Source organism: Caulobacter sp. AP07 (genome assembly GCF_000281955.1).
Lineage (GTDB): Bacteria > Pseudomonadota > Alphaproteobacteria > Caulobacterales > Caulobacteraceae > Caulobacter.
On sequence record NZ_AKKF01000223.1, the window covers coordinates 1 to 23841 of the forward strand.

Consider the following 23841-nt stretch of genomic DNA (forward strand, 5'->3'; position numbering starts at 1 on the left):
CCAGGATGTCGACCTTGCCGAACGCCGCGACGGTCTCGTCGACGACGCGCTGGACGGGTTCGATCGAGCCAAAGTCGGCCTGGATCGACAGGAACTTGCGGCCCGTGGCCTCGACCAGTCCTTGCGTCTCGGTGGGCGCGCTGCGGCCGGCCGCGGCGACGTTGGCGCCGGCCTCCGCCAGGGCCATGGCCACGGCCTGACCCAGGCCGGTGTTGGCGCCGGTGACGAGGGCGACCTTGCCTTCGAGGCTGAACGGGTTGGCCATGGTGCGAAGCTCTCTGCAAAAGTTGTCATCCCGGAAGCGGCGAAGCCGCTGTCCGGGACCCAGGGGCGGCGCGCGCGGCCCCTGGGTCCCGGGTCTTCGCTGCGCTTCGCCCGGGATGACACGGGAAAAGCGCGGGAGCGGTCCCCGCCCCTACTTCATGTCAGGATGGGTGGAGTGGTAGATCTTGGCGAACATCAGGTGGTCCTCGCGAGCGGTGGCGAACGCCCCTATTTGAAAGTCACGTTCTGAGTGTTGGGTCCGATCTCGATCAGGTCCGGATCCGCGCCGGTCAGCTTGCGGCCGGCGATCGTGACGTTCTCGAAACTGATGTTTCGGACGGGTCGGTCGGCGGCTAGGCCCGAGACGGTGGAAGGGCTCGCCCATCCGGCGCCCGTAAAGCGGATGTTCCGAAACCGCACCCCGTCGACCAGGAGGCCCGGACTGGTGTTGTACTTGGCGTTGTAGACGGTTCGGACGTTGAACAGCTTGCCTTCCTGGATGTGGTCGACGCGCACATCCTCGAAGAGGATGTTCCGCACGGTATTGGTGTCGCCGGCGCTGATCGCGAGCGCGCCCTGATATTCCGGATCGTCCTCGTCGAGACCCAGGATGTCGATATTCTCGATGCGGACATCTTCGATGACATTGGGCGATTTGCTGTCGCCGTGGAGGCCGATGAACACCGCGTGGGCGACATCCGGCCAGAAGATGGAATCGCTGACCCGCACACGCTGCGTGTCGCCAACGCCGGACTTTCGCGTCGCGTAGATCGCCAGGCTGTCGTCCGAGGTTCGAATGAACGCCCGCTCGACCTCGACGTCCTTGCACCCGAAGAGGTTGACGCCGTCGGACCAGGATCCGTTGCTCAGCGTCTTGATGTCCCTGAACGTCACCTTGCTCGAGGATGCGCACGCGATCGTTCCATGCTTGGGCGTCAGGAACGTCAGTCCCTCGATCAGCACGTTGTGGGAATCCTGCACGACCAGCTGATCGGCCGGCCGATCGACCATGCCCCGCCCGATGATGCGGACGTTCTCGACCCTTTCGGGCTTGAAGACGCCCTGCAGCACCGCGCCGCCGGCGACATAGATCGTCTGGCCGGATTTGACCGGAAAATAGAGGCCGCCATCGGGAGGCGTATGGAGGCCAGGCTCATAGACCACCACGTCCGGCCCCGGCGCCGGACGGGCGATGGGCGCCCCTGCGAAGATATGCAGGTTCTGCAATCGATCACCGTCGAACTCGACGGAGAGGTTTTGCGGCCGGTCGATCTTGAAGACCACCAAACCATCGCGGACCGTCGGCTTGACGCCACGTCCCGTCGGGCGCACCGCCACGCGCTTGAAGTCGCCGTTGTTCTTCTGGACGCCGATCTCGACCTCACCTTCGAAATCAAACTGGACGACGGTCGCGTCGCTGGGTCCGTCGGCGTCGATCTTGACGTTGTATTCGTACAGATCCTGCCAGGCTCCGCCCGGCTTGCGGACTCGAACCGTGAAGGTGTCGTTGTGCATGCTGTAGACCAGCCCGCCGGGCGGCGCCGGATAGACGTAGAGGCCCGAGGCGGCGCCGTCCGCCGCCCAGGCAGCACCCGCCGCGGCGGTCGACACGATCAAAGAGGCAGCGACGGAACAGGCGGTCCGAAGACGCGGCGTCGGGATAAGGTGCATCGTTTTCTCCCTATTTGGCGACGCTCTTCATGAACTGGCGTCATTGGCATACGCCCGCAGGCCCCTTCCGAACCACGCGCCTTGCCGGCTACGGTCCTTCAAGCAGGCGCGCCGGGCAAAGAACGCGGAGCGCCGTACTTGTCGGCGCCCCGCCGACGGATGACGTCGAGACATTCGCAGGAGCCCGAAGGCGACATATTGATATCGATATCATTTGCTCATCGCAAGCGACTCTAGCGCCCTCCATTTGACCAGCAAAAAGCATTTGGTATCGTTATCAAATTCATCTATTGAGCGAAGGGTCGGACCGAAACGCGCCACGTAGCGTGTCTTGCGCGGCGCTTAGGGAGGATGACGCATGGCCTTCAGGAAGAATTACGCGCTGCTGAGCGCCTTCCTCTTCTTCTACTTCTTCGCCCAAGCCATGAGCATCTCGCTCCTGGCCCTCTGGCTGAAGCGCACCTTGGGGCTGAGCGGCGTGGAGACGGGTGTCGTCTTCGCCGCCAATTTCATCTTCGCGATGATCTCCCAGCCGATTTACGGCTTTATCTCCGACAAGGTCGGCCTGCGAAAGACGGTGCTCTGGCTCGTCAGCGTGATGGTGCTTCTGTCAGGCGTGTTCTTCGCCTTCGTCTATGGCCCGCTGCTGAAGACGAACCTGCTGCTGGGGGCGGCGGTCGGCGGCGCCTATTTGGGCGTGACGTTCATCGCCGGCAGCTACGCCCTCGAATCCTTCGTGGATCGGGTCGGACGAAAGTACGGTTTCGAATATAGCCGAGCGCGGCTGTGGGGCTCGCTGGGCTTTGCGTTCGCGGCCTTCTTCTCTGGACGGCTGTTCAACCTCGACCCGATGTACAATTTCGCGCTGGCCTCCTGCGCCGGCCTGCTCCTGCTGCCGCTGCTGGCGTTCGCGAAGATCGAACCGAGCGCCGACGAAAAGGAGAGTTCGGACGCGCTGAAGGCCACCGACGCGATGGCCATCTTCAAGTTGCCGAAATTCTGGGGCTTCATGGTCCTGATCCTGGGCGTGACCAACCTCTACCTGGTCTACGATCAGCAGTTCCCTGCCTACTACGCCTCGCAGTTCGCCGATCCCAAGCAGGGCGCGGCGATGTTCGGCTACCTCAACTCGGCGCAGATCTTCGTCGAGGCGGGGATGCTCTTCATCGCGCCCAGCATCGTCAAGCGGATCGGCGCCAAGAACGGCCTGTTGCTGGCCGCGGGGATCATGATCGTCCGCATCGCCGGCTCGGGCCTGGTCGAGGGCCCCGTCGCGATCTCGTCCATGAAGATGCTGCATTCGCTCGAGTTGCCGATCCTGGTGGTCTCGATCTTCCGCTACATTGCCTTTCATTTCGAGAACCGCCTGGCCTCGACGCTCTATCTGGTCGGCGTCAGCTTCGGCCACTCGTTGGGCTTGGCCATCCTCTCGCCGATCGTCGGCAAGAGCTACGACATGATCGGCTTTCCCCACACCTATCTTCTGATCGCGTTGTCCGCCGCGGCCTTCTGGATCGCCTCCGCGTTCAGCCTTTCCCCCACGCCGCGCGATGTCGCCCCGGACGGCGATGTTCAGCGCGACACCGCCTTGGCGCAAGCCGACCTGGGCGGTGCGGATATCGCCAAGGTCAATTGAAGATGTCCCTGTTGCTTTCCAACATTCCGGCGCGCGAACCCCTGGCGCGCGCACCTGAACTGCTCGCCCAGGCAAGGCCGAGCAGAGAGCGCCTGGACGCGATCCTCGCCGCCGTTCTGGCCCGGATCGACCGCAATCTCGAGGTGTTCACGGACGCGTTCCCAGCGCCATCGAGCGTCAACGGGGTCTATCCGGCGATCGACAACATCGAGTGGACCAACGGATTTTGGACCGGGATGCTCTGGCTGGCCTATGAGGCCAGCGGCGAGGCCCGCTACCGCGCGGCGGCGGACAAGCAGGTTCGAACCTTCGCCGCGCGGATCCAGAACGAGATCAACGTCGACCACCACGACCTTGGCTTTCTGTATTCGCTCTCCTGCGTCGCGTCCTGGAAGCTGACCGGAGACATCGGCGCCAGGGACGCGGCCCTGGCCGCGGCCCGGCGGCTGATGACCCGCTATCTGCCCGCGGCCGGGATCGTTCAGGCCTGGGGCGATCTGAGCGATCCGCAGCAGGCCGGACGCATGATCATCGACTGCAATCTCAACCTGCCCCTGCTCTATTGGGCGAGCGCCGAAACGGGCGATCCGATCTTCAGGCTTGCCGCCGATCGCCACATCGACCAGGCCGCCCGCTTCATCGTCCGCTCCGACGCCTCGACGTTCCATACGTTCTACATGGATCCCAAGTCGGGCGCTCCGGTGGGCGGAAAGACCCACCAGGGCTTCAGCGACGCGTCCTGCTGGGCGCGCGGCCAGGCCTGGGGCATCTCGGGGTTTCCGCTCGTCCACCGCTACAAGGCCGATGCCGGACTGATCCAGGTCGCCGCGCGGCTGGCCAACTACTATCTGAACCGGTTGCCGGCGGACCTCATCTGTTGCTGGGATCTGATCTTCACCCAGGCGCCGCACGAGCGGGACAGCTCGGCCGCGGCGATCACGGCCTGCGGCCTGCTTGAACTGGCCCGGGCCCTGCCCCTGACCGACCCGGATCGGACCGCCTACGAGGCCGCCGCGGTGTCGATGGTCCTGACCCTGGGCGAGCAGTACCTGCTGCCGCTGGGCGCGCCTGGAAGCGGCGTGCTGGCCCACGCGGTCTACCACATGCCCAACAAGGTCGGCGTCGATGAGGCCTGTATCTGGGGCGACTACTTCTTCCTCGAGGCCCTCGTGCGCCTCACGCGGGTTTGGGAGCCCTACTGGTGATTCAGATCGGCGTGGATTTCGGCGGAACCAAGGTGGAGGCGGCCGCGCTCGACGCCGAGGGCGCGGTGTTGGCCAAGGCGCGAGCGCCCAATCCCGGAGCCTATGACAAGGCGTTGACGACGGTGCGTGACCTGGTCGCAGGCCTCGAACGGCAGGTGGGCGCGCGCGGTACGCTGGGCGTGGGCGCGCCAGGCTCGATCTCTCCGACCAGCGGCGTCATGCGCAACGCCAACTCCCTCTATCTCAACGGGCGCACGTTTCGCGAGGACCTGTCGCAAGCCTTGGGCCGTCCGGTGCGGCTGGCCAACGACGCCAATTGCCTGGCCCTGTCCGAAGCGGTCGACGGCGCGGCCGCGGGGGCCAAGGTCGCCTTCGCGATCATCCTCGGAACGGGCTGTGGCGGCGGACTGGTCGTCGACGGACGGCTCGTCGAAGGGGCCAACGGCATCGGCGGCGAATGGGGGCACATCCCCCTCCCCTGGCCCAGCGCGGCCGAACGCGAGGGACCGCGCTGCTGGTGCGGTCAGCGGGGGTGCCTGGAGATGTGGGTGTCGGGAACCGGCCTGCAGCACGACTTTCAGACAACGACCGGCCTGCGGCGCTCGGGTGAAGAGATCATCGCCCTGTGGCGTCAAGGTGATGATCAGGCCACGGCGGCGTTCGATCGCCTGTTGGATCGCCTCGGTCGCGCCGTGGCGGTGCTTTGCAATATCGTCGATCCGGATGCGATCGTCATCGGAGGCGGCCTGTCCAATGTGCCCGAGGTGTGCCAGCGGCTTCCCGATCTCGTCGCCAGGCGCGTGTTTTCCGATCGCTGGAGCGCACGGATCAAGCCGGCCTTCTGGGGGGATGCTTCCGGCGTGCGTGGCGCGGCGCGCCTTTGGAGCCTCGGGGAAGCGCGCGAACAGTTGGCGCAGGCGCTCACCTAGGGCGGAGCCAGACCCGAGGAGGCGCGATCGACGAGCGTGAAAGACATGAGCTTATGGGCGGGGCGTTGGGTTCCGCCCAGTTTCCTTGCCCGGATTTCATCGACGATCAGCGCCACCGCCGCGCGCCCCATGTCGGCGATCGGCTGATGAATGGTCGTCAGCTCGGGCCAGACCGTACTGGCCACGGCGGTGTCGTCGAAACCGCAGACGGACAAGTCCCTGGGAACCGCGATCTGACGGCCATGCGCCACGGCCAGGGTCGCCGCGGCCATGTCGTCATTGCTGGCGAAGATCGCGCTTGGCCGGACCCGCGCCTCGAAGAGCTTTTCCGCCGCGACGAGTCCGGACCTGTAGGTGAACAAGCCCTGGACGATCCATTCGGGTCGCACGGCGAGGTCCGCTTCAGCCATCCCCGCCAGGAAGCCCTCGAAGCGCAGTTCCGTCGGGGTGTGCTCGGGATCGCCCTTGATGAAGGCGATGTCGCGATGCCCAAGGGCGATCAGGTGGCGGGTCATCGCCAACGCCCCCTCATAGTCATCGATGCGAACGCTCGACACGTCCTGCATCGGCCGGGCCGTCGCCAGGGCCAGGACGGTCACGCCCTCCGCGCGCAGCATGTCTATGGTTTGGCGCGAGTCACACAACGGAGGGGGCAGGATCACGCCGTCGACGCCGGCCGCCAAGAGCCGTTCGACCGCCTGCCTTTGGCCCGCGAGTCCCTCGCAACGCTCCAACATCAGATGGCTGGCGAGCCTGGAGCTCTCCTCGAGTCCGCCCATCATGATCTCGCTGAGATAGGACGCCGAGGGATTGCTGTAGAGGATGCCCACGCGCGCCGCCGTGGCGCGCGATCGCGTCGCCCGAGCCGCGACGTTGACTTGATAGTTGAGCGCGCGAACGGACGCCTCGACCTTTTCGCGCATGGCCGGGCTGACATTGGTCGTTCCGCGAATGACGCGGGAGACGGTCATGGATCCCACGCCCGCGTGGCGCGCGACGTCGTGAATCGTGATCGGCCGTGAAACCGTGTTCACCGCGCCTTCGGTCCCGATCGCGGCGGCGCTTTCCGCCGACCGGGATCGCGGCGGCGGCGCCCCCAGCACGTCCGCCCCAAGGGCCGCCTTGGTCTTGCGGGGACTCTTCAAGCAAACACCACGATTGTGAACGATAACAATTCATCCTAGCCGCGCTTTTCATGCACGCCAAAGGAAAATCGGACAAAGCGGGGCGCCTCGCGCCGAAGCCCCGCGTCGATGCCAATGTCGCGCACCTTTGGACTTCGGGGGGCAGTCGTCGTTAAACTGGCGATGCGACCTGCGAGAGTCGCGGTTCGCGGGGCGAGGAATCCTTGAGTACGCACAAGCGACAGGCGCCGACCATTCACGACGTCGCCCAACATGCGGGCGTTTCCTCGATGACCGCGTCTCGCGTCGTCAACGACTACCCGCACGTGCGTCCCGCCGTCCGGGCCAAGGTCGAAGAGGCGATCAAGACGCTCGGCTATCGCCCAAACTCTCAGGCGCGGGCGACCAGGACCGGAATCTCGCAAATTGGCATGATCTATTCGAACGCCAATTCCTCCAATCTCAGCAGCTACCTGATGGGCGCGTTCCGCCAGGCCAGCATCAGCGGCTGTCAGCTCTTGATCGAGCCGAGCCAAGTCCATCCATCCCCGGCGGACGCGGTGCGCAAGCTCATCGAGGTCGGCGCCGGCGCCGTGATCCTTCCGCCGCCGCTGTGTGACGATGCGTCCATCCGGGCGCTTCTGGAAAAGGCCGGCGTGGGCGCCGTCAGCTTCGCCACCGCCCGCCCCCAGCCGAACGCGCCGGCGGTGTTCATCGACGACTTCGAGGGCGCGCGCCTGATGACGCAGCACCTGATCGACCTGGGTCATGTCGATATCGCCTTCGTGCGCGGCGACCCCGCGCACTCGACCGCCCAGCGCCGGGAGCAAGGCTATCGCGACACCATGGTCGCCGCTGGCCTGGTGGTGCGCGACAGCTATGTCGCCGATGGCGGCTTCAGCTACCGAGGCGGCCTGGAGGCCGCCCGCCATCTCCTGGGCCTGCGACGGCGGCCGTCGGCGATCTTCGCGGCCAACGACGACATGGCCGCGGCAGTCAGCGCGGTGGCGCACGGTCTGGGACTGTCGATACCCGCCGACCTCAGCATCGCGGGCTTCGACGACACGCCGGTCGCCACGACCATGTGGCCGGAGTTGACCACCATCCGTCAGCCGATCGCGGACATGGCCGCCTCCGCCGTGCTTCTGGCCCTGGACATCGGCCGGTCGGGCCCGGACGCCGCCAACCAGATCCAGGCCGAACTCACCTTGGTCCAGCGGGCCTCGACGAGCGCGCCTCCCGCCTGAGCGCGCGTCGCCCGGGCTTGCCAAATCATCACCCGTCCGCTCTGATATCGATAACACAAGAATATCGGGGAAAGAGACTGATCATGCAGCGGCACTCGTCAGCGCGCCGGATCGCGTTGGTCGTCTCGGCGATGGCGACGTTGGCTCTGGCTTCCGCCCCCAAGTCGGAGCCGGCGACAAACCGCGCCTGGCTGCCGGACCAGGGCGACGGAACCTACAAGAACCCCGTCCTGGCGGGCGACTATTCCGATCCGGACGTCGTTCGCGTCGGCGAAGACTACTTCCTGGTCGCCTCGTCCTTCACCAACGTTCCGGGCCTGCCCATCCTGCGCTCGACCGACCTGGTCAACTGGACCCTGATCGGACACGCGCTGCCGACCCTTCCGCCGGCCGCGCACCACGCCGTCCCGCGACGAGGCGGCGGGGTTTGGGCCCCGGCCATCCGCCACCGGAATGGCCGGTTCATGATCTACTACCCAGACCCGGATTTCGGCATCTTCCTGGTGACGGCCAAGAATCCGGCCGGACCCTGGTCGCAGCCCGTCCTGGTCGACGATCGCCGGGGCGCGATCGATCCCGCGCCCTTCTGGGACGACGACGGCCAGGGTTGGCTGATCTCGGCCTGGGCGCGCAGCCGCGCGGGCATCGCCAACATCATCACCGCCAAGCGGTTGAACCCGGCCGGCGACACAACGATCGGCGAAGCGATCACGCTCGTCGATGGCGAACGTCAGCCGCCGGTGATGACGTCACGCGGTCCCTCCCCCTGGATGACGACGGAAGGACCCAAGCTCTACAAGAGAGACGGCTGGTACTACCTGTTCGCCCCCAGCGGCAGCGTCAAGGGCGGCTGGCAAGGCGTATTCCGCTCGCGGTCGTTGCAAGGGCCCTATGAGGGGCGCGACGTCCTCGACCAAGGGGCGACGGCGATCAATGGGCCTCACCAAGGGGCCTGGGTAACGACCCCCTCGGGCGAGGATTGGTTCCTGCATTTTCAGGACACCGACTCCTACGGCCGCCGGGTCTGGCTCGAACCCATGACCTGGAAGGACGGCTGGCCGATCATTGGCCAGGACCTCGACAACAACGGTAGCGGCGAGCCGGTCGCCTCGTTCCGCAAGCCCGCGTCCAGGATCGCTTCGCGCCCGACCGCCCCGCAGGACAGCGATACGTTCGACGGCTCGCTTTCGCTGGCGTGGCAGTGGAACGCCAACCCCCAGGAGGACTGGGCCGACCTGAAGAGTCGTCCTGGCGTGCTGCGGCTGAAATCGATCTCGTCGTCGGAAAACCTCTGGGAAGCCGGCGCGCTGCTGACGCAGAAGCTTCCGTCCGAGCGGTTCTCGATCACCACCAAACTCACCTTCGCGCCAAAGGCCGTTGGGGAGCGCGCCGGCCTTCTGATGTTCGGCTCCGACTACGCCTGGATCGGGCTGCAGAACGGTCCCGCCGGAACCTCCCTGGTGCGGGTGGATCGATTGGGCGCCGACAGGTTCCAGCCCGAGCAGATCGAGGTCGCCCTCGCCAAGGCGCCCGCGACGGTCTGGCTGCGCATGACTGCCGAACCCGTCGTCCAGGCCAATCCTCCTCCGGACTTTTCTCCCTATTGGCCCTCCATGCTGCGGTCGACGCACGCGCAGGTGAAGCTGAGCTACAGCCTGGATGGCGAGACTTTCACAGCGATCGGCGCGCCCTTCGTCAGCCGCCCGGGACGATGGGTCGGAAGCCAAGTCGGGCTGTTCTCGCAAGCCCCCACGGGGACGCCCTCCAATACGTCCACGCGAATCGGCTGGACGGACTTCGATGGCTTCTGGGTCACCCGGTAGAAGCCTCCGCAGATCGGCGCGCTCGACCACCTTGCCTTTTTGGGCCTGAAGCGAGTTGACTTCCTGGTCAATCTTGGTATCGATATCAGCATTCTGTCGTCGAGCGATGGACTCCTTTCTTGGACGTGATTCCTCCCCAACTCCCGAGAGCGGGGCGCCAGCCAACCGGCGCCCCTTTTTTTGCTGTCTTCACGTTGGATGTGGGCGGGGCGGCTAACGACAACCCGGCCAATGAAGCATGGCGCTTCCATGCGGATAGTAACTTCGTTTAAAAGACTTACCAAGCCGGATGGCGGTGAGCGGACGGAGGCAGCCCATGTCGATCTACATCTACGACGCCGTGCGAACGCCGCGCGGCAAGGGGCGGCGCGGCGGATCGCTCGCCGACGTCACCCCGGCGCAATTGGTCGGCCAGCTGATCGCGGCGCTGGAGCGGCGCAACGGCGCTCATGTCATGAACGCCCTGGGGCAGTTCACGCTGGGCTGCGTCACCCAGGTCGCCGTCCAGGGCGGGCATGTGGCTCTGGCCGCGCGCATCCAGGCGGGCCTGGCCGCCACCCTGCCCTGTCTGACGATCAATAATTTCTGTGTCTCGGGTCTCAGCGCCATCGCCGACGCGGCGCGGCGGGTGGCGTCCGGCCAGGTCGATCTGGCCCTGGCCGGCGGGGTCGAGAGCATGTCGCAGGTCGCCTTTCTGGCCGACGCCGCCGACTATTACAACGACCTGCCGCTAGCCTCCTCGATGGGCTGGAGCCCGGTGGGCGTCGCGGCCGATCTGCTGGCGACGCGCGAAGGAATCGAACGGCCGGAGATGGACGCCGCGGTGCTGCGGTCCCATCAGCGCGCGGCCAAGGCCTGGCGGGACGGACACTATGCCGGCCGGGTCATTCCCGTGATGGCCGCCGATGGAACCGTGGCCCTGGATCACGACGAGAACGTCCGCGACTACGGCGACGGCGCCGCCTTGGCCAAACTCGGGCCGGTCTTCACCGCGACCGGCGCCGAGGGCTTCGACGACATCCTGCGCGCCCACAGGCCCGAGATCGATCCGATCAAACACCTGCACACGGTAGCCCACTGCCCGCCGATCTCGGACGGCGCGGCCCTGGTGCTGGTCGGCAACCGCGAGGCGGGCCAGCGCCTGGGCCTGACGCCGCTGGCCAGGATTCGCTCGGTCGCCGAGACCGCCGACGACCCGGTGATGCAGCTGACCGCCGGGTTCTCGGCCATGAGCCAGGCTCTGGAGCGGGCCGGCGTGCCCCTCCCCGACATCGGGGCCATCGAGTTCATGGAAGCGTTCGCGGCCGTCCCGGTGCTGTTCGAGCGGGACTTCGCCCCGGACATGGCCCGGGTCAATCCCAACGGTGGCCATCTGGCCATGGGCCACCCGATGGGCGCCACCGGTGCGATCCTTACGGCCAGCCTGCTGGACGACATGACCCAGCTGGACGCCGACACCGGCCTGGTCGTGGCGACCGGCGGCGTCGGCGTCGGTGCGGCGATGGTGCTGGAACGGGTGTCCTGACGGCTAGGGCGCCGTCACGCCCATTTCCTTCAGCAGCTGGGCGCGGTCGTAATATTCGCGCCATTCCTGGACCTTGCCGTCTTGGATATCGAGCACCCCGACGACGGGCACAGCGCCAGCGTGGCCGTTATAGGTGAAACAATCGACCCGCTCGATGAACACCAGGCCATCGATGACGCCGATGTGCGAGACGTCGAGCACCACGCCGCCGGGCGCGCCCTTGCCCAGGGCGGCGATGCGGTCATGGATCGCCGCTCGGCCGGTCACCGGCTCGACCATCATCGAACGCAGCGAGCCGTCCTCGGCGAACAGATCGGCGACCTTGCGCCAGTCGGCCGCCTTCCAGGCTCCGATCATCTCGCGCGCCACGGCCAGCTTGCTGGCGTCGGTGTCCGCCGCGCGGGCCGGAACCGCCGCGGTCATCGCCAGGGTCAGGGTTAGAACCATCGCCGCCAGGCCGAAAATCCGCTTCATCGTTTCCTCCAGGTCCTCTGTCGGGACCGTTCCGGCCCGCCGCACGCAACAATTCACGTCGCGGCCGCGACCAGTCACTTGCACAACAAGACCATGGTGCTAGGCTGAATTCAAGGGCGGTCCTGTCGACCGTCGAGACGAGACTTCGGAGAGCTCTTATGAAGATGGAGCGCCTGCCGCCGGTGAAGACCTCACTGGGGCCCAGCAACCATCCCTATCTGACCGGCGCCTGGACTCCCCAGCACGAGGAAGTCGACGCCACCGATCTGGAGGTCATCGAGGGCGCGATCCCGACCGACATCGACGGGCTCTACATCCGCAACACCGAGAACCCGGTCCAGCAGCCACTCGGTCGCTACCACCCCTTCGATGGGGACGGCATGATCCACATGATCAGCTTCAAGGACGGTCGCGCCGACTATCGCAACCGCTTCGTCCGCACACGGGGCTTCGAGGCCGAGCAGGAAGCCGGCCAGGCCCTGTGGGGCGGGCTGATGGACGGTCCAGGCGTGTCGCTGCGCCCGGGCTTCGGCGCCCACGGCGGCATGAAGGACTCCTCGTCCACCGACGTGGTCGTACACGCCGGCAAGATCGTCTCCACCTTCTACCAATGCGGCGAGGCCTACTGGCTGGACCCCGAAACCCTGGAACAGGGCGGTGTCGCCAGTTGGGGACCGCTGGACGGCGTCTCGGCTCACACCAAGGTCGATGAAGCCACCGGCGAGATGCTGTTCTTCAACTATTCCAAGCACGCGCCATACATGCATTACGGCGTCGTCGACCGGCATGGAAAGCTGGCGCATTACGTGCCGATCCCCCTGCCCGGCCCGCGCCTGCCGCATGACATGGCGTTCACCGCCAACTACTCGATCCTCAACGACCTGCCGGTGTTCTGGGACGCTGAACTGCTGAAGCGCAACATCCACGCCGTGCGCGAGCACGAGGGCATCCCGTCGCGCTTCGCGGTGCTTCCGCGTTACGGCCAGCCCCAGGACATCAAGTGGTTCGAGGCCGCGCCGACCTACATCCTGCACTTCCTCAATTCCTACGAGGAAGGCGACGAGATCGTCATGGACGGCTACTTCCAGGAGGAGCCCACGCCGCGCCCGCTGGCGGACGCGCCCGACGGCCACGGCCACATGATGGGCTTCCTGGACGAGCACTCGTTCCTGCCCCGCCTGCACCGCTGGCGCTTCAACCTGAAGACCGGCGAGACCCAGGAAAAACACCTGGACGAGCGCACCCTGGAATTTGGGATGTTCAACCAGCGCTACGCCGGCAAGCCCTATCGCTACGCCTACAGCACCACCAGCAAGCCCGGCTGGTTCCTGTTCAACGGCTTCGTCAAACACGATCTGGAAACCGGCGAGTCCTGGGAGGTGAAGCTGCCCGAGGGCCGCTACGCCAGCGAGGCGCCGTTCGTGCCGCGCCTCGACGCCAAGGACGAGGACGACGGCTATCTGGTCAGCTTCATCATCGACGAGAACAACCAGACCTCCGAGTGCATCCTGATCGACTGCAAGCGCTTCACGGACGGCCCCGTGGTCCGCATCGCCCTGCCGCACAAGGTCTCCAGCGGCACCCACAGCGTCTGGGCCCCCCGCGCGTTCATTCGCGACGGCTTCGTCGCCGCCTAACCCGTCGAAACCCGAAGAAGAAGAACATTACGGATGGAAATCAAGGATAGCGTCGCCCTGGTCACGGGTGGCAACCGAGGGATCGGCGAGGCCTTCGTGCGCGCCTTCCTCGGCGCGGGCGCGGCCAAGGTCTATGTGGCGACGCGCGACGTCGCCAACGCCCAACATCTGGTCGATGAAGGCGCGGGCCGCGTGGTGGCTATCGCGCTCGACGTCAGCAAGTCCGAACAGATCGAGGCGGCGGCGGCGCAGTGCCAGGACGTCAGCATTCTGGTCAACAACGCCGGTCTGTTCTCGATGCAGACCCTGATGAAGGCGCCGGATCTGTCGAACGCCCGCGACGAGATGGAGGTCAACTATTTCGGGCCTCTGGCGATGTGTCGCGCCTTCGCGCCGATCCTGGCCAGGCACAAGGAAAGCGCCATCGCCAATGTGCTGTCGGCGGGCGGCATCGTCGCCGTGCCCGGCATGGGCGGCTATAGCCCCTCCAAGTTCGCCGGCCGCGCCATGAGCACCTGCGTCCGCGCCGAGCTGGCGCCACAGAACACCAGCGTCACCGCCCTGATCGTCGGCTCGGTCGACACCCGCATGGCCAGCCATGTCGAGGGCTTCAAGGAGACCCCGGCCTCCATCGCCGAGACCGCCCTGAAGGCGATCAAGCGCGGGGCCGACGAGGTCGACACCGACTTCATGGCCGTGGACGTCCGCGCCAACCTGGCCCGCGATCCCAAGGGCCTGGAACTGCAAATGCGTCGCTCGCTGTCGGGCGAGCGTGTCACCACCGGCCGTTAAGCGAGACCCCTCATGACTCCTCAGTACTATCTCGACTTCGCCGAGCGCTTCGTCGGCGCGATCCAAAGCGGCGACACCGACACCGTTCGCGCCTGCTATGCGCCCGACGCCAAGCTCTGGCACAACACCGACGGCATCGAGCAGACCGTCGACCAGAACATGAAGGTGCTGGATTGGTTCATCAAAACCCTGCCGGACCGCAACTATAGGGTCACCCGGCGCGAAGCCCTGCCGGACGGCTTTCTGCAGCAGCACGTGCTCGAGGCCACGCTGCCCGATGGCAGCAAGTGGGGCATGGACGCCTGCGTGGTGATCAAGATCGAAGACGGCGTCATCACCCGCCTGGACGAGTACCTGGACTCCGCCCAGGCCGGGAAGCTGCGCGCGTTCGGACGCTAGGAATTGTCGCCGGACGCCGCGCAAGCCGGCGTCCGGCGCTCAGCCGCGCTTAGCGTGTCTTGCCGTCGAAATCCTCGACCAGGCCCATGGCCTTCAACAGGTGGGCGCGGTCGTAATATTCCCGCCAGACCTTGATCAGCGGACCTTCGAACTCCAGCACGCCGACGACGGGGGCCGAACCTGATTTGCCACGGATCACGAACTCGTCCGTGCGCTCCATGTACAGGATCCCGTCGATCACCCCCATGTGGTGGACCTTCAAGGTGATGGATTCCAGGCCGTCGCCCAGGCCGGCGACGCGCTTGTAGACCGCCTCGCGTCCCACGATCGGCTCGACCATCATCGAGTGCAGCACCCCATCGGGCGTGAACATGTCGGCGACCTTTCGCCAGTCCATCACCCGCCAGGCCTCGGCCATTTCGCGGCCCGCCGCGATCATCTGCTCGGTCGATAGTGTCGCGGACATATCTCATTTCTCCCTCGACGCGAACGCGATCAACCACCGCGATCTTGCGTCGACAATTAACTTGCATAACAATACCCGTTGTTGCCAACTCTTTTCTGGATGTGCGGGTTTCGCCGGCGCCTCCGGCGGTTTCTGCCCGCTCAACGGCGGGTGGGAAAGACCGCCAGATAAGTGACTTGCTTGACGAGACGATAAAAACAAACCTATCCTTCGAACGCGTAGACAAGCCAAAAATGACGTGGGGGAAGTCGTAACCAGGACGGTCCGCAGCCGGCGGACTCGCGCATCAAGTTCCGCGCGGGCTCGACATTATCGCTGTTATGCAAGTCGCTACTGATCACTCGATCGCGGCGCTTCCGGCCTAGATTCCTGAGTACGCCACACCCCCGATCACAAGATTTCCGCCGCGTGCGGGGAAACAACAGGGACCTCAGGCGACCCATGTCGCCGGCAAGGTTCCGGGGGAGAGAAACAGTGAAGCTGCGACACACCACATCCGCCATCGCCCTGCTCGCGGGGATGTCCATGGCTCTACCCGCGCTTGCCGCGCCGGCGCCGGCTCCGGACCAGCAGGACAGCACGCTCGAAACGCTGATCGTCACCGCGCAGAAGCGCGAGGAGAACGTTCAGACGACGCCGATCTCGATCTCGGCGGTTTCGGGCGCCAACCTGGCCAAGGACCGCGTCCTGACCCTGGAAGACCTCGGTCACAACATGACCGGCATCTCCTTCACGGCCAATTCTCCTCAATCGAACGAGATCAACATCCGCGGCGTGGTCAACACCCGCCTCAGTTCGCCGACTTCGGACCAATCGGTGTCGACCTTCGTGGACGACGTCTATGTCAGCCGGTCGGGCAACCTGAACTCGTCGTTCTACGATGTCTCGCGCATCGAAGTTGTTCGCGGTCCTCAGGGCGTGCTGCTGGGCAAGAACGTGGCCGGCGGCGCCGTCAACATCATCAGCAATGCGCCTAGCTTCGAGCGCTCGGGCAAGTTCACCGTCAGCCTCGGCAACTACGACCTGCGCCAGACCCAGGGCTATTTCACCGGCGCCCTGACCGACACCCTGGCCGGGCGCTTCTCGTTCCAGACGATCCATCGCGGCGGCTATGCCCACGACATCCTGCACAATGTCGATGTCGAGAACCTGGACTCGGTCCAGATGCGCGCCCAGCTCGCCTATCGGCCGGAGAACTCCGACCTGCGGGCCAGCCTGAACGTAGACTACGCCAAGGACAGCAATGATGGCGTCAATCGGGTTGGCCTGAAGAGCACCACCCTGCCGGCCAGCTTCACGCCATGGTCATCGACCCGCAGCCTGATCGAGGCCAAGCTCGGGCGCAAACTGTCGATCCGCGAAAGCCTGCCGATCTGGCCGCTGTTCAAGGGCGACACCGCCCCGTCGCCGCAGCGCGCCGAGCACAAGACCTACGACATCATCGCCAAGGTCGAAAAGGACGTGGCGCCGAACATCCGGTTCTCGAGCATCACCGGCTATCGCAACAACCAGTCCTACACGCTCTACGACCAGACCGGCCTTGGCCCGGCAAACGGCTTCAACGTCGCCGGCGCCCTGCTGTTCGCCGAACCCGTCAACTTCATCGAGGGCGTCCGTCAGTTCTCGGAAGAAGTTCGATTGACCTCGACCGACGACACCAGCCGCTTGGACTGGATCGTTGGCGCCTATTACCAGAAGAGCAAGGTCCATCAGTACAACCGCTTCTGGGGTGAATCGACCGTGCTGCCGACCCTGTCGGGCGAGTCCCACTGGGACGACTATGGCCACAACGAAGACAAGGCCATCTTCGCCCAGCTTGGCTACAAGCTCACCGACACGCTGAAGCTCGAGATCGGCGCCCGCTACACCAAGGACCAAAAGGGCGGCACCCAGCGCGGCATCATCGTCGCCACCGGCGACCGGCTCAATCCCGCCGACACCGCGCCCCTGACGCCGCTGACGACGAACTTCTTCACGCCCTATAACGAGAGCTGGACCAAGCTGACGCCGCAGGCCACGCTGCGTTGGACGCCAAACGACACCAACATGGTCTATGCCACGGCGTCCGTCGGCTTCAAGGGCGGCGGCTTCCAGGGTAACGCCTCCAACGCCTTCGCGGCGGCCACGCCCTATAATCCGGAATCGGTGAAGAACTACGAGGTCGGCTTCAAGACCGAACTGTTCGATCGCACGGTTCGCTCCAACACCGCGCTCTTCTACATGAAGTACACCGATCTCCAGGTTCAGCAGACCCTGGCCTCCTGCCTGTGCAACGTGATCAGCAACGCGCCGGGCGCCACCATCAAGGGCGTCGAGAGCGACCTGCAATGGGCCCCGAACCGCTGGTTCCATGGCTGGGCGAGCGGCAGCTATGTCGATGCGACCTATGACGAGTTCGTCTTCGCCGGCGTCAACAACTCGGGTCACCTGATGCAGCGCACGCCCAAATATCAGGGCGCGGTCGGCGGCGAAGTGACCACCAGTGTCGGCTCCTGGGAAGACGCGCTGTCGGGCCGCCTAAGCTATCGCTGGCAGGGCAAGATGCCGTGGGCCCCGGAAAACACCACCTGGGAAAAGGCCTACGGGACGCTTGACGGTCGGGTCACCCTGACCTCGCCCGACAAGGCCTGGAGCGTTTCGGCCTTCGGCAAGAACCTGACCAACAAGGTCTACCGGACCAACATCATCGCCTTCTTCCAGGAAGAGATGTCGTCGTTCGGCGCGCCGCGCACCTTCGGCTTCGAACTTTCCGCCTCGTTCTAACCTCGTACTGGCCGGACGGTTCGCCGTCCGGCCGCCTTTTGCCTTGAGTAAGGAGCCGACCTTGGGGCGTCGCTACGCAATCTTGCGCCAAGTCATCCAGGCCTGGCAGGCCAAGGACGTCGACCGCGTTCTGGCCCACATGCACGACGACATCGTCTGGCACTATGCCGCCGCCGCCCAGCCGCCCGTGCGTGGCAAGGTCGCCGCCCGCAAACTTCTCGAACGCTTCCAGGCCGACATGCACGGCATCGAATGGCGGATCTTCGCCCATTCGGAATCGGGCGACCGGCTGTTCATCGAAGGCGTCGACGACTATCGCACCACCGACGGCCATCGCGTCGCCGCGCCCTACGCCGGCGTGCTGGAGTTCGACGACGACCTGATCATCGGCTGGCGCGACTATGTCGACCTCGGCGTCATCGCCGAACAGAAGACCGGCGCGCCGCTGTCGGCCCAGGTCGAAACCCTTCTCGATCGCGCGGTCGCCCCATGAGCCCGCTTCTCGATCGCCGCACCCTGCTGGTCGCCGCCGCCGGCGCGTTGACCGCCTCCCCCGCCCTGTCCCAGGAGAAGCCCATGTCGCGGCTCTATGCCACCCAGATGGCGATCATCGAAGCCTGGCGTCGCCAGGACGTCGAGGGCGTGCTGGTCCACCTCACCGACGACATCGTCTGGCACAATTCCAGCGGGCTGAACCCGGCGATCCGCGGCAAGGCCGCCATGCGCACGGCCCTGCAGGCCATGGCCAAGGTAATCAAGACCAACAAGTGGCGACTCTTCGACTACGCGGAGAACGGCGACCGGATCTTCGTCGAGGGCGTGGACGAGTTCTGGCTCACCACCGGCGAGCATGTCGCCATTCCCTATGCCGGCGTACTGCAGTTTCGCGGCGCCCTGGTCAGCGAGTGGCGCGAGTATTTCGACGGCCGCATCAGCGCCGCCATGAAGGCCGGCCAGCCGATGGGCCCCGAACTGCAGGACCTGATCTCGCGCCCCACCGCCAAGTAGCCGGAGACGATGCGCCCCGGCCTTCTAGGCCGGAGTGACGTTGAAGACCGTGGCCTCCTCGCCGCACTGGTCACAGGTGAGCTTGGGTTCCAGCACATGGCCGCAGGTGCGGTGATAGGTGATCAGCGGCGGGCCCTTCTCGGTCGCCAGCCAGCGATCGCCCCAGTGATTCAGTTCGGCGATCAGCGGATAGAGATCACGCCCCACGTCGGTCAGGCGATATTCCCAACGCTCGGGACGGTCCTGGTAGAGCACCTTGCGCAGCACCCCCAGGTCCACCAGCCGCGACAGCCGGTCCGACAGGATGTTCGGCGCCACGCCTAGGGCGTTCTGGATATCGTTGAAGCGCCGCCGGCCCAGAAAGGCCGAAGCGATGACGTGGCTGGTCCAGCGATCGCCCAGCACCTGGAAGGCCCGGTCCAGCATGGGATTGCCCTGGTTGAGGCTGCCGACCGGCACGATGGAGCGGCGCTGCGCCCTGGGCGGCGGCGAGGGCTCCACCCCGACGCCCGGTCCATCCCGCACATAGACGTCACGCGGACTGACAAGTTCGCCGCAATGGCCACAACGGAATTCCGGCGTGAACGTCTTGCCGCAGCTGTGCTTGAGTTGATGGGCGGGGTTGGCGGGGTCGTAGAACCAGCGCTTCTCCCAGCGGATGATGGTCAGGGCGACGCCGTAGAGGTCCAGCCCCATCTTCGAGAGATGGTACTCCTCACGAGCCGGGCGCTCCTGATAGCGAACCTTCTCGAGTATTCCCACCTTCTGTAGCCGCCGCAGCCGGTCGATCAGCAGGCTGCGCGCCAGTCCGATCCGGCTCTGGAACTCCTCGAAGCGATGAACCCGCTGGAAGGCCAGATAGAGGATCATCAGCGTCCAGCGATCGCCCAGGACATTGAGCGCCCGCGTGGAGGAATTGGCCTGAACGAGCTGGGTGATCGGCCCCGGATCGGGGGTTTCGGTTTGGCTGATTTCGGCCATGTCACCTCAAGCGTCGAACGGGCGGACCCTTCGGCTGCCGACCTGTCTTGTCAAGACCGGCGGCGGCCGAAACGTCGCTAGCCCGCCGCCGCGCCGTAGTCTTCGACCAGGTCGTCGATGATCTTGCCCAAAGGCTCCACCGCGCGAACCTCGCCAGCGCCTTGCCCCGCCGACCAGACGTCCTTCCAACGCTTGGCGTTGTCCTCCGGTCGCCCAAGACTGATCTGCGCCTTCGCCTTCATGCCCTCGGCGTCATAGCCAGCCGCCGCCAGGCTGGCCTTCAACCAATTGGCCGGGATGCCGGTCAGGGCGGCGGAGGTGATGATGTCCTCGGCATCGGCCTCGATCAGCATCTGCTTGTAGTCGGGCACGGCCAGACTCTCCGCGCAGGCGATCAGCCGCGTGCCCAGATAGGCCAGGTCGGCGCCCAGCATCCGCGCGGCGCGAACGGCGCGACCCGTGCCGATGCCGCCGCCCAGAACGATCGTGCCGTCGAACACTTCGCGCACGGCCGGGGCGAAGGCGAAGCCGGCGATCTGGCCGGTGTGGCCACCGGCCCCGGCCGCCACCAGGATCAGGCCGTCGACGCCCGTCTTGGCGGCCTTCTGGGCGTAGGTCAGCGAGTTGACGTCGGCATAGACCAGGCCGCCGTACGCATGGATCGCCTCGACCACCTGAACCGGACTACCCAGGGCCGTGATGACGATCGGCGGCTTGTGCTTGAGCACCAGCTCCAGCTCTTCCTCCCAGCGGGCGTAGGAGCGGTGGACCATCAGATTGATCGCCCAAGGCGGCGCGTCGGCCGGCAGGGTCGAAGCGATCTGGCCCATCCAGGCGTCAAGATCCTCCAGGGTGCGGGCGTTGTTGGCGGGAAAGGAGCCGATGATCCCGCCCTTGCAGGCGGCCAGCACCATGTCGACGCCGGAGACCAGGAACATCGGCGCGGCGATGGCCGGCAGCCGCAGCCGGTCCGTGATGTGCGCGGGAAGGCCCATGCTCAGCTCGCCACGGGCGGCTTGGGCGGCCAGGGGAAGAAGCCCGAGGTGCGCCGGATGTACTCCTCGTAGCCCGGCTTGCGGCGACGCATCCGGCCCTCGACGGTCGGCACGCCGCTCCAGCGGGTCAGGGTGAACAGCAGGAACGCCGGCCCGACGATGGCGAACAGACCCAGGGTCGTCTCGGCGGCCAGCAACCACAGACCGAACCACACGCAGGCGTCGCCGAAATAGTTGGGGTGGCGGGTATAGCGCCACAGACCCTTGTCCATGACCTGGCCGGCGTTGGCCGGGTCCTTCCTGAACCGCACCAGTTGCCCGTCGGCCAGGGTCTCGAAGACCAGGCCGAAGATCGCCAGCCCGGCGCCGATCAGGCCGAGGGCCCCGAGTTTGGCGGGTTGGGCCGCGATCTGTCCCAGCTGGACCGGCAGGCAGACCAGCCACAGCATCGGCATCTGCATCATGAACACCAGGCGGAACGCGGCGTAACCATAGCCCCAGCCGCGTTCCGCCTTGGCCTTGTCGAGCATCCGCACATAGCGCCCGTCCGGCCCGTGATCGCGCCAGCGCCACAGCATGTAGCCGCCCAGCCGCAGCGCCCAGGCCACGCAGATCACGGTCAGCGCCAAGCGTCGCGGCGTGCCGCCGCCGGTCTGCAGATAGGTCGAGACCGCGACCAGGCCCATGCCCAGCCCCCACAGGCTGTCGACCGGCGTGACGTCGCGTATCGCCCAGCAGATGGCCCAGGCCAGCACGAACAGGGCCAATATCACACCGGCGTTGACGGCCAGCACCACGATGAAATCAGGCATTCCTCACCCCCTGCCCGGCCGCTCCCCGCGGACGAGCCTCATGATCTTTGAAAGCGACTGGAGCGGCCGGAGCCGCCTCCTGGCGCGCTAGCCCAGAACCATCACGCCCTCGTCCGGCGCCTCGGCGAACAGTCGCTCCACCTGATCGGCGCGCCGATCGATGACGGCCCGGCGGTTGATGGTGCCTTTGTCGGAAATCTCGTGCGCGTTGGCGCTGGGCGGTTCGGTCAGCAGCACGGCCCGCTTCACCCGCGCCGCGCCGCCGCTCTGGCCGAGATTGAAGGCCGCCAGACGCCTGCCGATCTCGGCTGGATCAACCTCGGCCTTGGGCCAAAGCATGACGCCCAGATAGGGCCGGCCATCGTCGCAGAGCACCAGGTCCAGCACCAACGGCGACAAGGCCTTCAGGATGCCGTCTCGCAATGATCCGCCATAGACCCAGGTGCCGCTGGAGAGCTTGAACTCCTCGGCCGCGCGGCCCGCGAAGGCCAGGCCCTGGGTCGGATCGGCCGGATCGTGGAACACCGCCAGGTCGCCGGTGCGATAGAAGCCTTCCTCGTCAAACGCCTGGGCGGTCTTCTCCGGTTCGTCCAGATAGCCCTTCGTGACGTTGGGACCCTTGGCGCGAACCTCGTAGCGCGCGCCCACCGGCGAGAGCTTGAGGGTCGTTCCGGGCGCCGGCAGGCCGATTCCGACCTTGTCGGTCTCGAAATGGATGACCGTGAAGGCCGAAACCGTCTCGGTCATGCCGTAGCCGCTGGTCATCATGATCCGATGGCCGGTCTCGGCGATGGCGGCGGCCTGCAGGCGGTCATGGACGGTCTGGGACAGGCCCGCGCCGCCATAGAGCATCAGCCGCATCTTCTTGAAGAAGGTCGCCCGCAGCTGCGGGTCCTTCTCCAGGGCGTCGACCAGCATGGCGTAGCCCAGCGGCACGTTGTTGAAATAGCTGACCGAAATCTCGCGCAAATTGCGGATCGAGGCGTCGAACAGGCCCGGGGCCGGCTTGCCGTCGTCGATATAGAGCGTACCGCCTTCCAACAGCGTGGTCCGCAGCACGAAGGCGCCGGCCGCATGGTGCCAGGGCAGCCAGTCCAACATGGCTTCGTGCCAACCCGCCGCCTCGCCGATCGTCTGCTGGCACTGGGCGCTGTTGGCGGCCAGGTTGTCGAAGGTGATCGGCACCACCTTGGGCAGGCCGGTCGAACCCGAGGTCAGCATCAGCGCCGCGCGGTCGTGAGGCTTGAGCGCTTCGATGGACCTGTCGACTTGCGGCGTGGCGACCGTGACCAGAACCTCGGCGTAGGCGATCGCGGGCTTGGACAATCGCGAGGGGTCGGTGGTGACGATCTTCGCCCCACCTAGATCCAGCGTCTCCAGCGCTCCAGAGGCCACGGTGGTGTTTTCGGCGAAGACCACGGCGGGCTTCACCTTGGCGATCACGTGAGCCAGCCGCCCGTAGTCTCCCCCCAGCGCCGCATAGGTGACGCTGACCGGACAGGCGGCTCGGCCGGCGGCCTGGGCGGCGAAGCTCATCACCGCAAAGGCCGGCGTATTGCCCGCCAGGATCAGCACCGGTCCAGCCGTCGATTGATCCATCAGCCACTGCGTGGCGGCGTCCATGTCGCGCTTGAGCTGGGCGAAGGACGTGAACTTCCATTCGCCGTCCGCGCCGCGCTGGCCCAGAGCGGGCTTGTCGCCGGACTCCGCCGCGCGCCGGGCGAAGGCGGCTGGTATGTTGGCCTCGTAGGGCCGCAGCGGCGCCTTCGAGGCAATCAGGATCGTCCCATCGGCGCGGCGCTCGATCTCGAGGTCCACCGGCAGGAGATGCGCCTCGCGGAAGGGGGGCGGGGCGATCACGGCGGAGGCGTCGTCGGCCATGATCAGACCCCCACGATCAAGCTGACGGTGGTGGTCGTCGAGCCGCCGATGTTTAGGGTCTGACAGGTCTTGGCGCCCTCGACCTGATAGTCGCCAGCCGTGCCCGTCACCTGCTTGAAGGCGTCCAGCGCCATGCGCACGCCCGTCGCGCCGACCGGGTGGCCCAGGCCGATCAGGCCGCCGGACGGGTTGATCGGCAGGGGACCGCC

The 23841-nt window shown here is 66.1% G+C and carries 21 protein-coding genes and 2 pseudogenes; 12 read left to right on the plus strand and 11 right to left on the minus strand.

Annotated elements, in window-relative coordinates; translation table 11 throughout:
* From PMI01_RS19980 to PMI01_RS19985, 3 genes and pseudogenes are all read right to left on the minus strand, one after another.
* Positions 1-265, minus strand: a 265-nt coding sequence (locus PMI01_RS19980; RefSeq protein ID WP_007673203.1) for an SDR family NAD(P)-dependent oxidoreductase, incomplete at its 3' end; no start/stop codon positions are given.
* Between the two features lie 24 nt (positions 266-289).
* A pseudogene (locus PMI01_RS28245) lies at positions 290-386 on the minus strand (hypothetical protein); the annotation flags it as partial.
* Positions 387-492: 106 nt separating this feature from the next.
* Positions 493-1875, minus strand: coding sequence for a glycosyl hydrolase family 28 protein (locus tag PMI01_RS19985; protein ID WP_238537094.1), 1383 nt, complete (start codon positions 1873-1875; stop codon positions 493-495).
* Between the two features lie 418 nt (positions 1876-2293).
* On the opposite strand from PMI01_RS19985, the gene PMI01_RS19990 reads away from it, so the two are divergent.
* The 3 genes from PMI01_RS19990 to PMI01_RS20000 are packed head-to-tail and all read left to right on the plus strand — an operon-like array spanning position 2294 to position 5705.
* Positions 2294-3571: an oligosaccharide MFS transporter gene (locus PMI01_RS19990; RefSeq protein WP_007673205.1), complete on the plus strand. Its 1278-nt coding sequence runs from the start codon at positions 2294-2296 to the stop codon at positions 3569-3571.
* A gap of 2 nt (positions 3572-3573) precedes the next feature.
* Entirely contained in the window at positions 3574-4776 is a 1203-nt protein-coding gene (locus PMI01_RS19995) for a glycoside hydrolase family 88 protein (RefSeq protein ID WP_007673206.1), read from the plus strand.
* On the plus strand, positions 4773-5705 hold the full coding sequence (locus PMI01_RS20000) for an ROK family protein (protein WP_007673207.1): 933 nt from the start codon (positions 4773-4775) through the stop codon (positions 5703-5705). Before PMI01_RS19995 ends, PMI01_RS20000 begins: the two co-directional genes overlap by 4 nt.
* On the opposite strand, the gene PMI01_RS20005 is transcribed toward PMI01_RS20000, so the two are convergent.
* Positions 5702-6850 (minus strand): LacI family DNA-binding transcriptional regulator, encoded by a 1149-nt coding sequence (locus tag PMI01_RS20005; protein ID WP_007673209.1) that lies wholly within the window; start codon positions 6848-6850, stop codon positions 5702-5704. The genes PMI01_RS20000 and PMI01_RS20005 overlap by 4 nt on opposite strands.
* A 203-nt stretch (positions 6851-7053) precedes the next feature.
* On the opposite strand from PMI01_RS20005, the gene PMI01_RS20010 reads away from it, so the two are divergent.
* The 3 genes from PMI01_RS20010 to PMI01_RS20020 all read left to right on the plus strand — a co-directional run bounded on the left by PMI01_RS20010 (position 7054) and on the right by PMI01_RS20020 (position 11424).
* Positions 7054-8076, plus strand: a complete 1023-nt coding sequence (locus PMI01_RS20010) for a LacI family DNA-binding transcriptional regulator (protein WP_255348042.1) — start codon at positions 7054-7056, stop codon at positions 8074-8076.
* 83 nt (positions 8077-8159) lie between these two features.
* Positions 8160-9899: a glycoside hydrolase family 43 protein gene (locus tag PMI01_RS20015; protein ID WP_007673212.1), complete on the plus strand. Its 1740-nt coding sequence runs from the start codon at positions 8160-8162 to the stop codon at positions 9897-9899.
* A gap of 316 nt (positions 9900-10215) precedes the next feature.
* The gene (locus PMI01_RS20020) at positions 10216-11424 is read left to right on the plus strand and encodes an acetyl-CoA C-acyltransferase (RefSeq protein ID WP_007673214.1); all 1209 of its coding nucleotides are present in this window, start codon (positions 10216-10218) and stop codon (positions 11422-11424) included.
* A 3-nt stretch (positions 11425-11427) separates the two neighbouring features.
* On the opposite strand, the gene PMI01_RS20025 is transcribed toward PMI01_RS20020, so the two are convergent.
* Complete coding sequence (locus PMI01_RS20025) at positions 11428-11898, minus strand: nuclear transport factor 2 family protein (protein WP_007673217.1); 471 nt, start codon at positions 11896-11898, stop codon at positions 11428-11430.
* A gap of 158 nt (positions 11899-12056) precedes the next feature.
* Between PMI01_RS20025 and PMI01_RS20030 the strand changes: the two genes are divergently transcribed.
* Genes PMI01_RS20030 through PMI01_RS20040 form a run of 3 tightly spaced genes read left to right on the plus strand, consistent with a single transcriptional unit; the run spans position 12057 to position 14726 of the window.
* The gene (locus tag PMI01_RS20030) at positions 12057-13535 is read left to right on the plus strand and encodes a carotenoid oxygenase family protein (RefSeq protein WP_007673220.1); all 1479 of its coding nucleotides are present in this window, start codon (positions 12057-12059) and stop codon (positions 13533-13535) included.
* A gap of 33 nt (positions 13536-13568) precedes the next feature.
* Complete coding sequence (locus PMI01_RS20035; RefSeq protein ID WP_007673223.1) at positions 13569-14327, plus strand: SDR family oxidoreductase; 759 nt, start codon at positions 13569-13571, stop codon at positions 14325-14327.
* 12 nt (positions 14328-14339) lie between these two features.
* Positions 14340-14726 (plus strand): nuclear transport factor 2 family protein, encoded by a 387-nt coding sequence (locus PMI01_RS20040; protein ID WP_007673227.1) that lies wholly within the window; start codon positions 14340-14342, stop codon positions 14724-14726.
* 49 nt (positions 14727-14775) lie between these two features.
* Here PMI01_RS20040 and PMI01_RS20045 read toward each other — a convergent pair whose 3' ends face one another.
* On the minus strand, positions 14776-15192 hold the full coding sequence (locus tag PMI01_RS20045; RefSeq protein ID WP_007673230.1) for a nuclear transport factor 2 family protein: 417 nt from the start codon (positions 15190-15192) through the stop codon (positions 14776-14778).
* A 525-nt stretch (positions 15193-15717) separates the two neighbouring features.
* Here PMI01_RS20045 and PMI01_RS20050 point away from each other — a divergent pair.
* The 3 genes from PMI01_RS20050 (at position 15718) to PMI01_RS26170 (ending at position 18963) form a co-directional block, all read left to right on the plus strand.
* Positions 15718-17955: a TonB-dependent receptor gene (locus tag PMI01_RS20050; protein ID WP_007673231.1), complete on the plus strand. Its 2238-nt coding sequence runs from the start codon at positions 15718-15720 to the stop codon at positions 17953-17955.
* An 82-nt stretch (positions 17956-18037) separates the two neighbouring features.
* Positions 18038-18448 (plus strand): nuclear transport factor 2 family protein, encoded by a 411-nt coding sequence (locus tag PMI01_RS20055; protein ID WP_238537093.1) that lies wholly within the window; start codon positions 18038-18040, stop codon positions 18446-18448.
* A complete protein-coding gene (locus PMI01_RS26170; RefSeq protein ID WP_007673234.1) occupies positions 18445-18963 on the plus strand; it encodes a nuclear transport factor 2 family protein in 519 nt (172 codons plus the stop codon). Before PMI01_RS20055 ends, PMI01_RS26170 begins: the two co-directional genes overlap by 4 nt.
* A 24-nt stretch (positions 18964-18987) precedes the next feature.
* On the opposite strand, the gene PMI01_RS20065 is transcribed toward PMI01_RS26170, so the two are convergent.
* From PMI01_RS20065 to PMI01_RS20085, 5 genes and pseudogenes are all read right to left on the minus strand, one after another.
* The gene (locus PMI01_RS20065; RefSeq protein WP_007673236.1) at positions 18988-19944 is read right to left on the minus strand and encodes a winged helix-turn-helix transcriptional regulator; all 957 of its coding nucleotides are present in this window, start codon (positions 19942-19944) and stop codon (positions 18988-18990) included.
* A 77-nt stretch (positions 19945-20021) separates the two neighbouring features.
* Positions 20022-20939, minus strand: coding sequence for an NAD(P)H-dependent flavin oxidoreductase (locus tag PMI01_RS20070; protein WP_007673238.1), 918 nt, complete (start codon positions 20937-20939; stop codon positions 20022-20024).
* A 2-nt stretch (positions 20940-20941) separates the two neighbouring features.
* Positions 20942-21751: a DUF1295 domain-containing protein gene (locus PMI01_RS20075; protein ID WP_007673240.1), complete on the minus strand. Its 810-nt coding sequence runs from the start codon at positions 21749-21751 to the stop codon at positions 20942-20944.
* A gap of 87 nt (positions 21752-21838) precedes the next feature.
* On the minus strand, positions 21839-23632 hold the full coding sequence (locus tag PMI01_RS20080) for an AMP-binding protein (protein ID WP_007673242.1): 1794 nt from the start codon (positions 23630-23632) through the stop codon (positions 21839-21841).
* 2 nt (positions 23633-23634) lie between these two features.
* Positions 23635-23841: pseudogene (locus PMI01_RS20085) on the minus strand (thiolase domain-containing protein); the annotation flags it as partial.

What these genes read in the sequence shown, in the direction of transcription:
- PMI01_RS19990 (WP_007673205.1), top strand. Translation starts at nt 2,294, where the DNA reads ATGGCCTTCAGGAAGAATTACGCGCTGCTGAGCGCCTTCCTCTTCTTC.
- PMI01_RS19995 (WP_007673206.1), top strand. Translation starts at nt 3,574, where the DNA reads ATGTCCCTGTTGCTTTCCAACATTCCGGCGCGCGAACCCCTGGCGCGC.
- PMI01_RS20015 (WP_007673212.1), top strand. Translation starts at nt 8,160, where the DNA reads ATGCAGCGGCACTCGTCAGCGCGCCGGATCGCGTTGGTCGTCTCGGCG.
- PMI01_RS20020 (WP_007673214.1), top strand. Translation starts at nt 10,216, where the DNA reads ATGTCGATCTACATCTACGACGCCGTGCGAACGCCGCGCGGCAAGGGG.
- PMI01_RS20025 (WP_007673217.1), bottom strand. Translation starts at nt 11,898, where the DNA reads ATGAAGCGGATTTTCGGCCTGGCGGCGATGGTTCTAACCCTGACCCTG.
- PMI01_RS20030 (WP_007673220.1), top strand. Translation starts at nt 12,057, where the DNA reads ATGAAGATGGAGCGCCTGCCGCCGGTGAAGACCTCACTGGGGCCCAGC.
- PMI01_RS20035 (WP_007673223.1), top strand. Translation starts at nt 13,569, where the DNA reads ATGGAAATCAAGGATAGCGTCGCCCTGGTCACGGGTGGCAACCGAGGG.
- PMI01_RS20040 (WP_007673227.1), top strand. Translation starts at nt 14,340, where the DNA reads ATGACTCCTCAGTACTATCTCGACTTCGCCGAGCGCTTCGTCGGCGCG.
- PMI01_RS20045 (WP_007673230.1), bottom strand. Translation starts at nt 15,192, where the DNA reads ATGTCCGCGACACTATCGACCGAGCAGATGATCGCGGCGGGCCGCGAA.
- PMI01_RS20050 (WP_007673231.1), top strand. Translation starts at nt 15,718, where the DNA reads ATGGCTCTACCCGCGCTTGCCGCGCCGGCGCCGGCTCCGGACCAGCAG.
- PMI01_RS26170 (WP_007673234.1), top strand. Translation starts at nt 18,445, where the DNA reads ATGAGCCCGCTTCTCGATCGCCGCACCCTGCTGGTCGCCGCCGCCGGC.
- PMI01_RS20065 (WP_007673236.1), bottom strand. Translation starts at nt 19,944, where the DNA reads ATGGCCGAAATCAGCCAAACCGAAACCCCCGATCCGGGGCCGATCACC.
- PMI01_RS20070 (WP_007673238.1), bottom strand. Translation starts at nt 20,939, where the DNA reads ATGGGCCTTCCCGCGCACATCACGGACCGGCTGCGGCTGCCGGCCATC.
- PMI01_RS20075 (WP_007673240.1), bottom strand. Translation starts at nt 21,751, where the DNA reads ATGCCTGATTTCATCGTGGTGCTGGCCGTCAACGCCGGTGTGATATTG.
- PMI01_RS20080 (WP_007673242.1), bottom strand. Translation starts at nt 23,632, where the DNA reads ATGGCCGACGACGCCTCCGCCGTGATCGCCCCGCCCCCCTTCCGCGAG.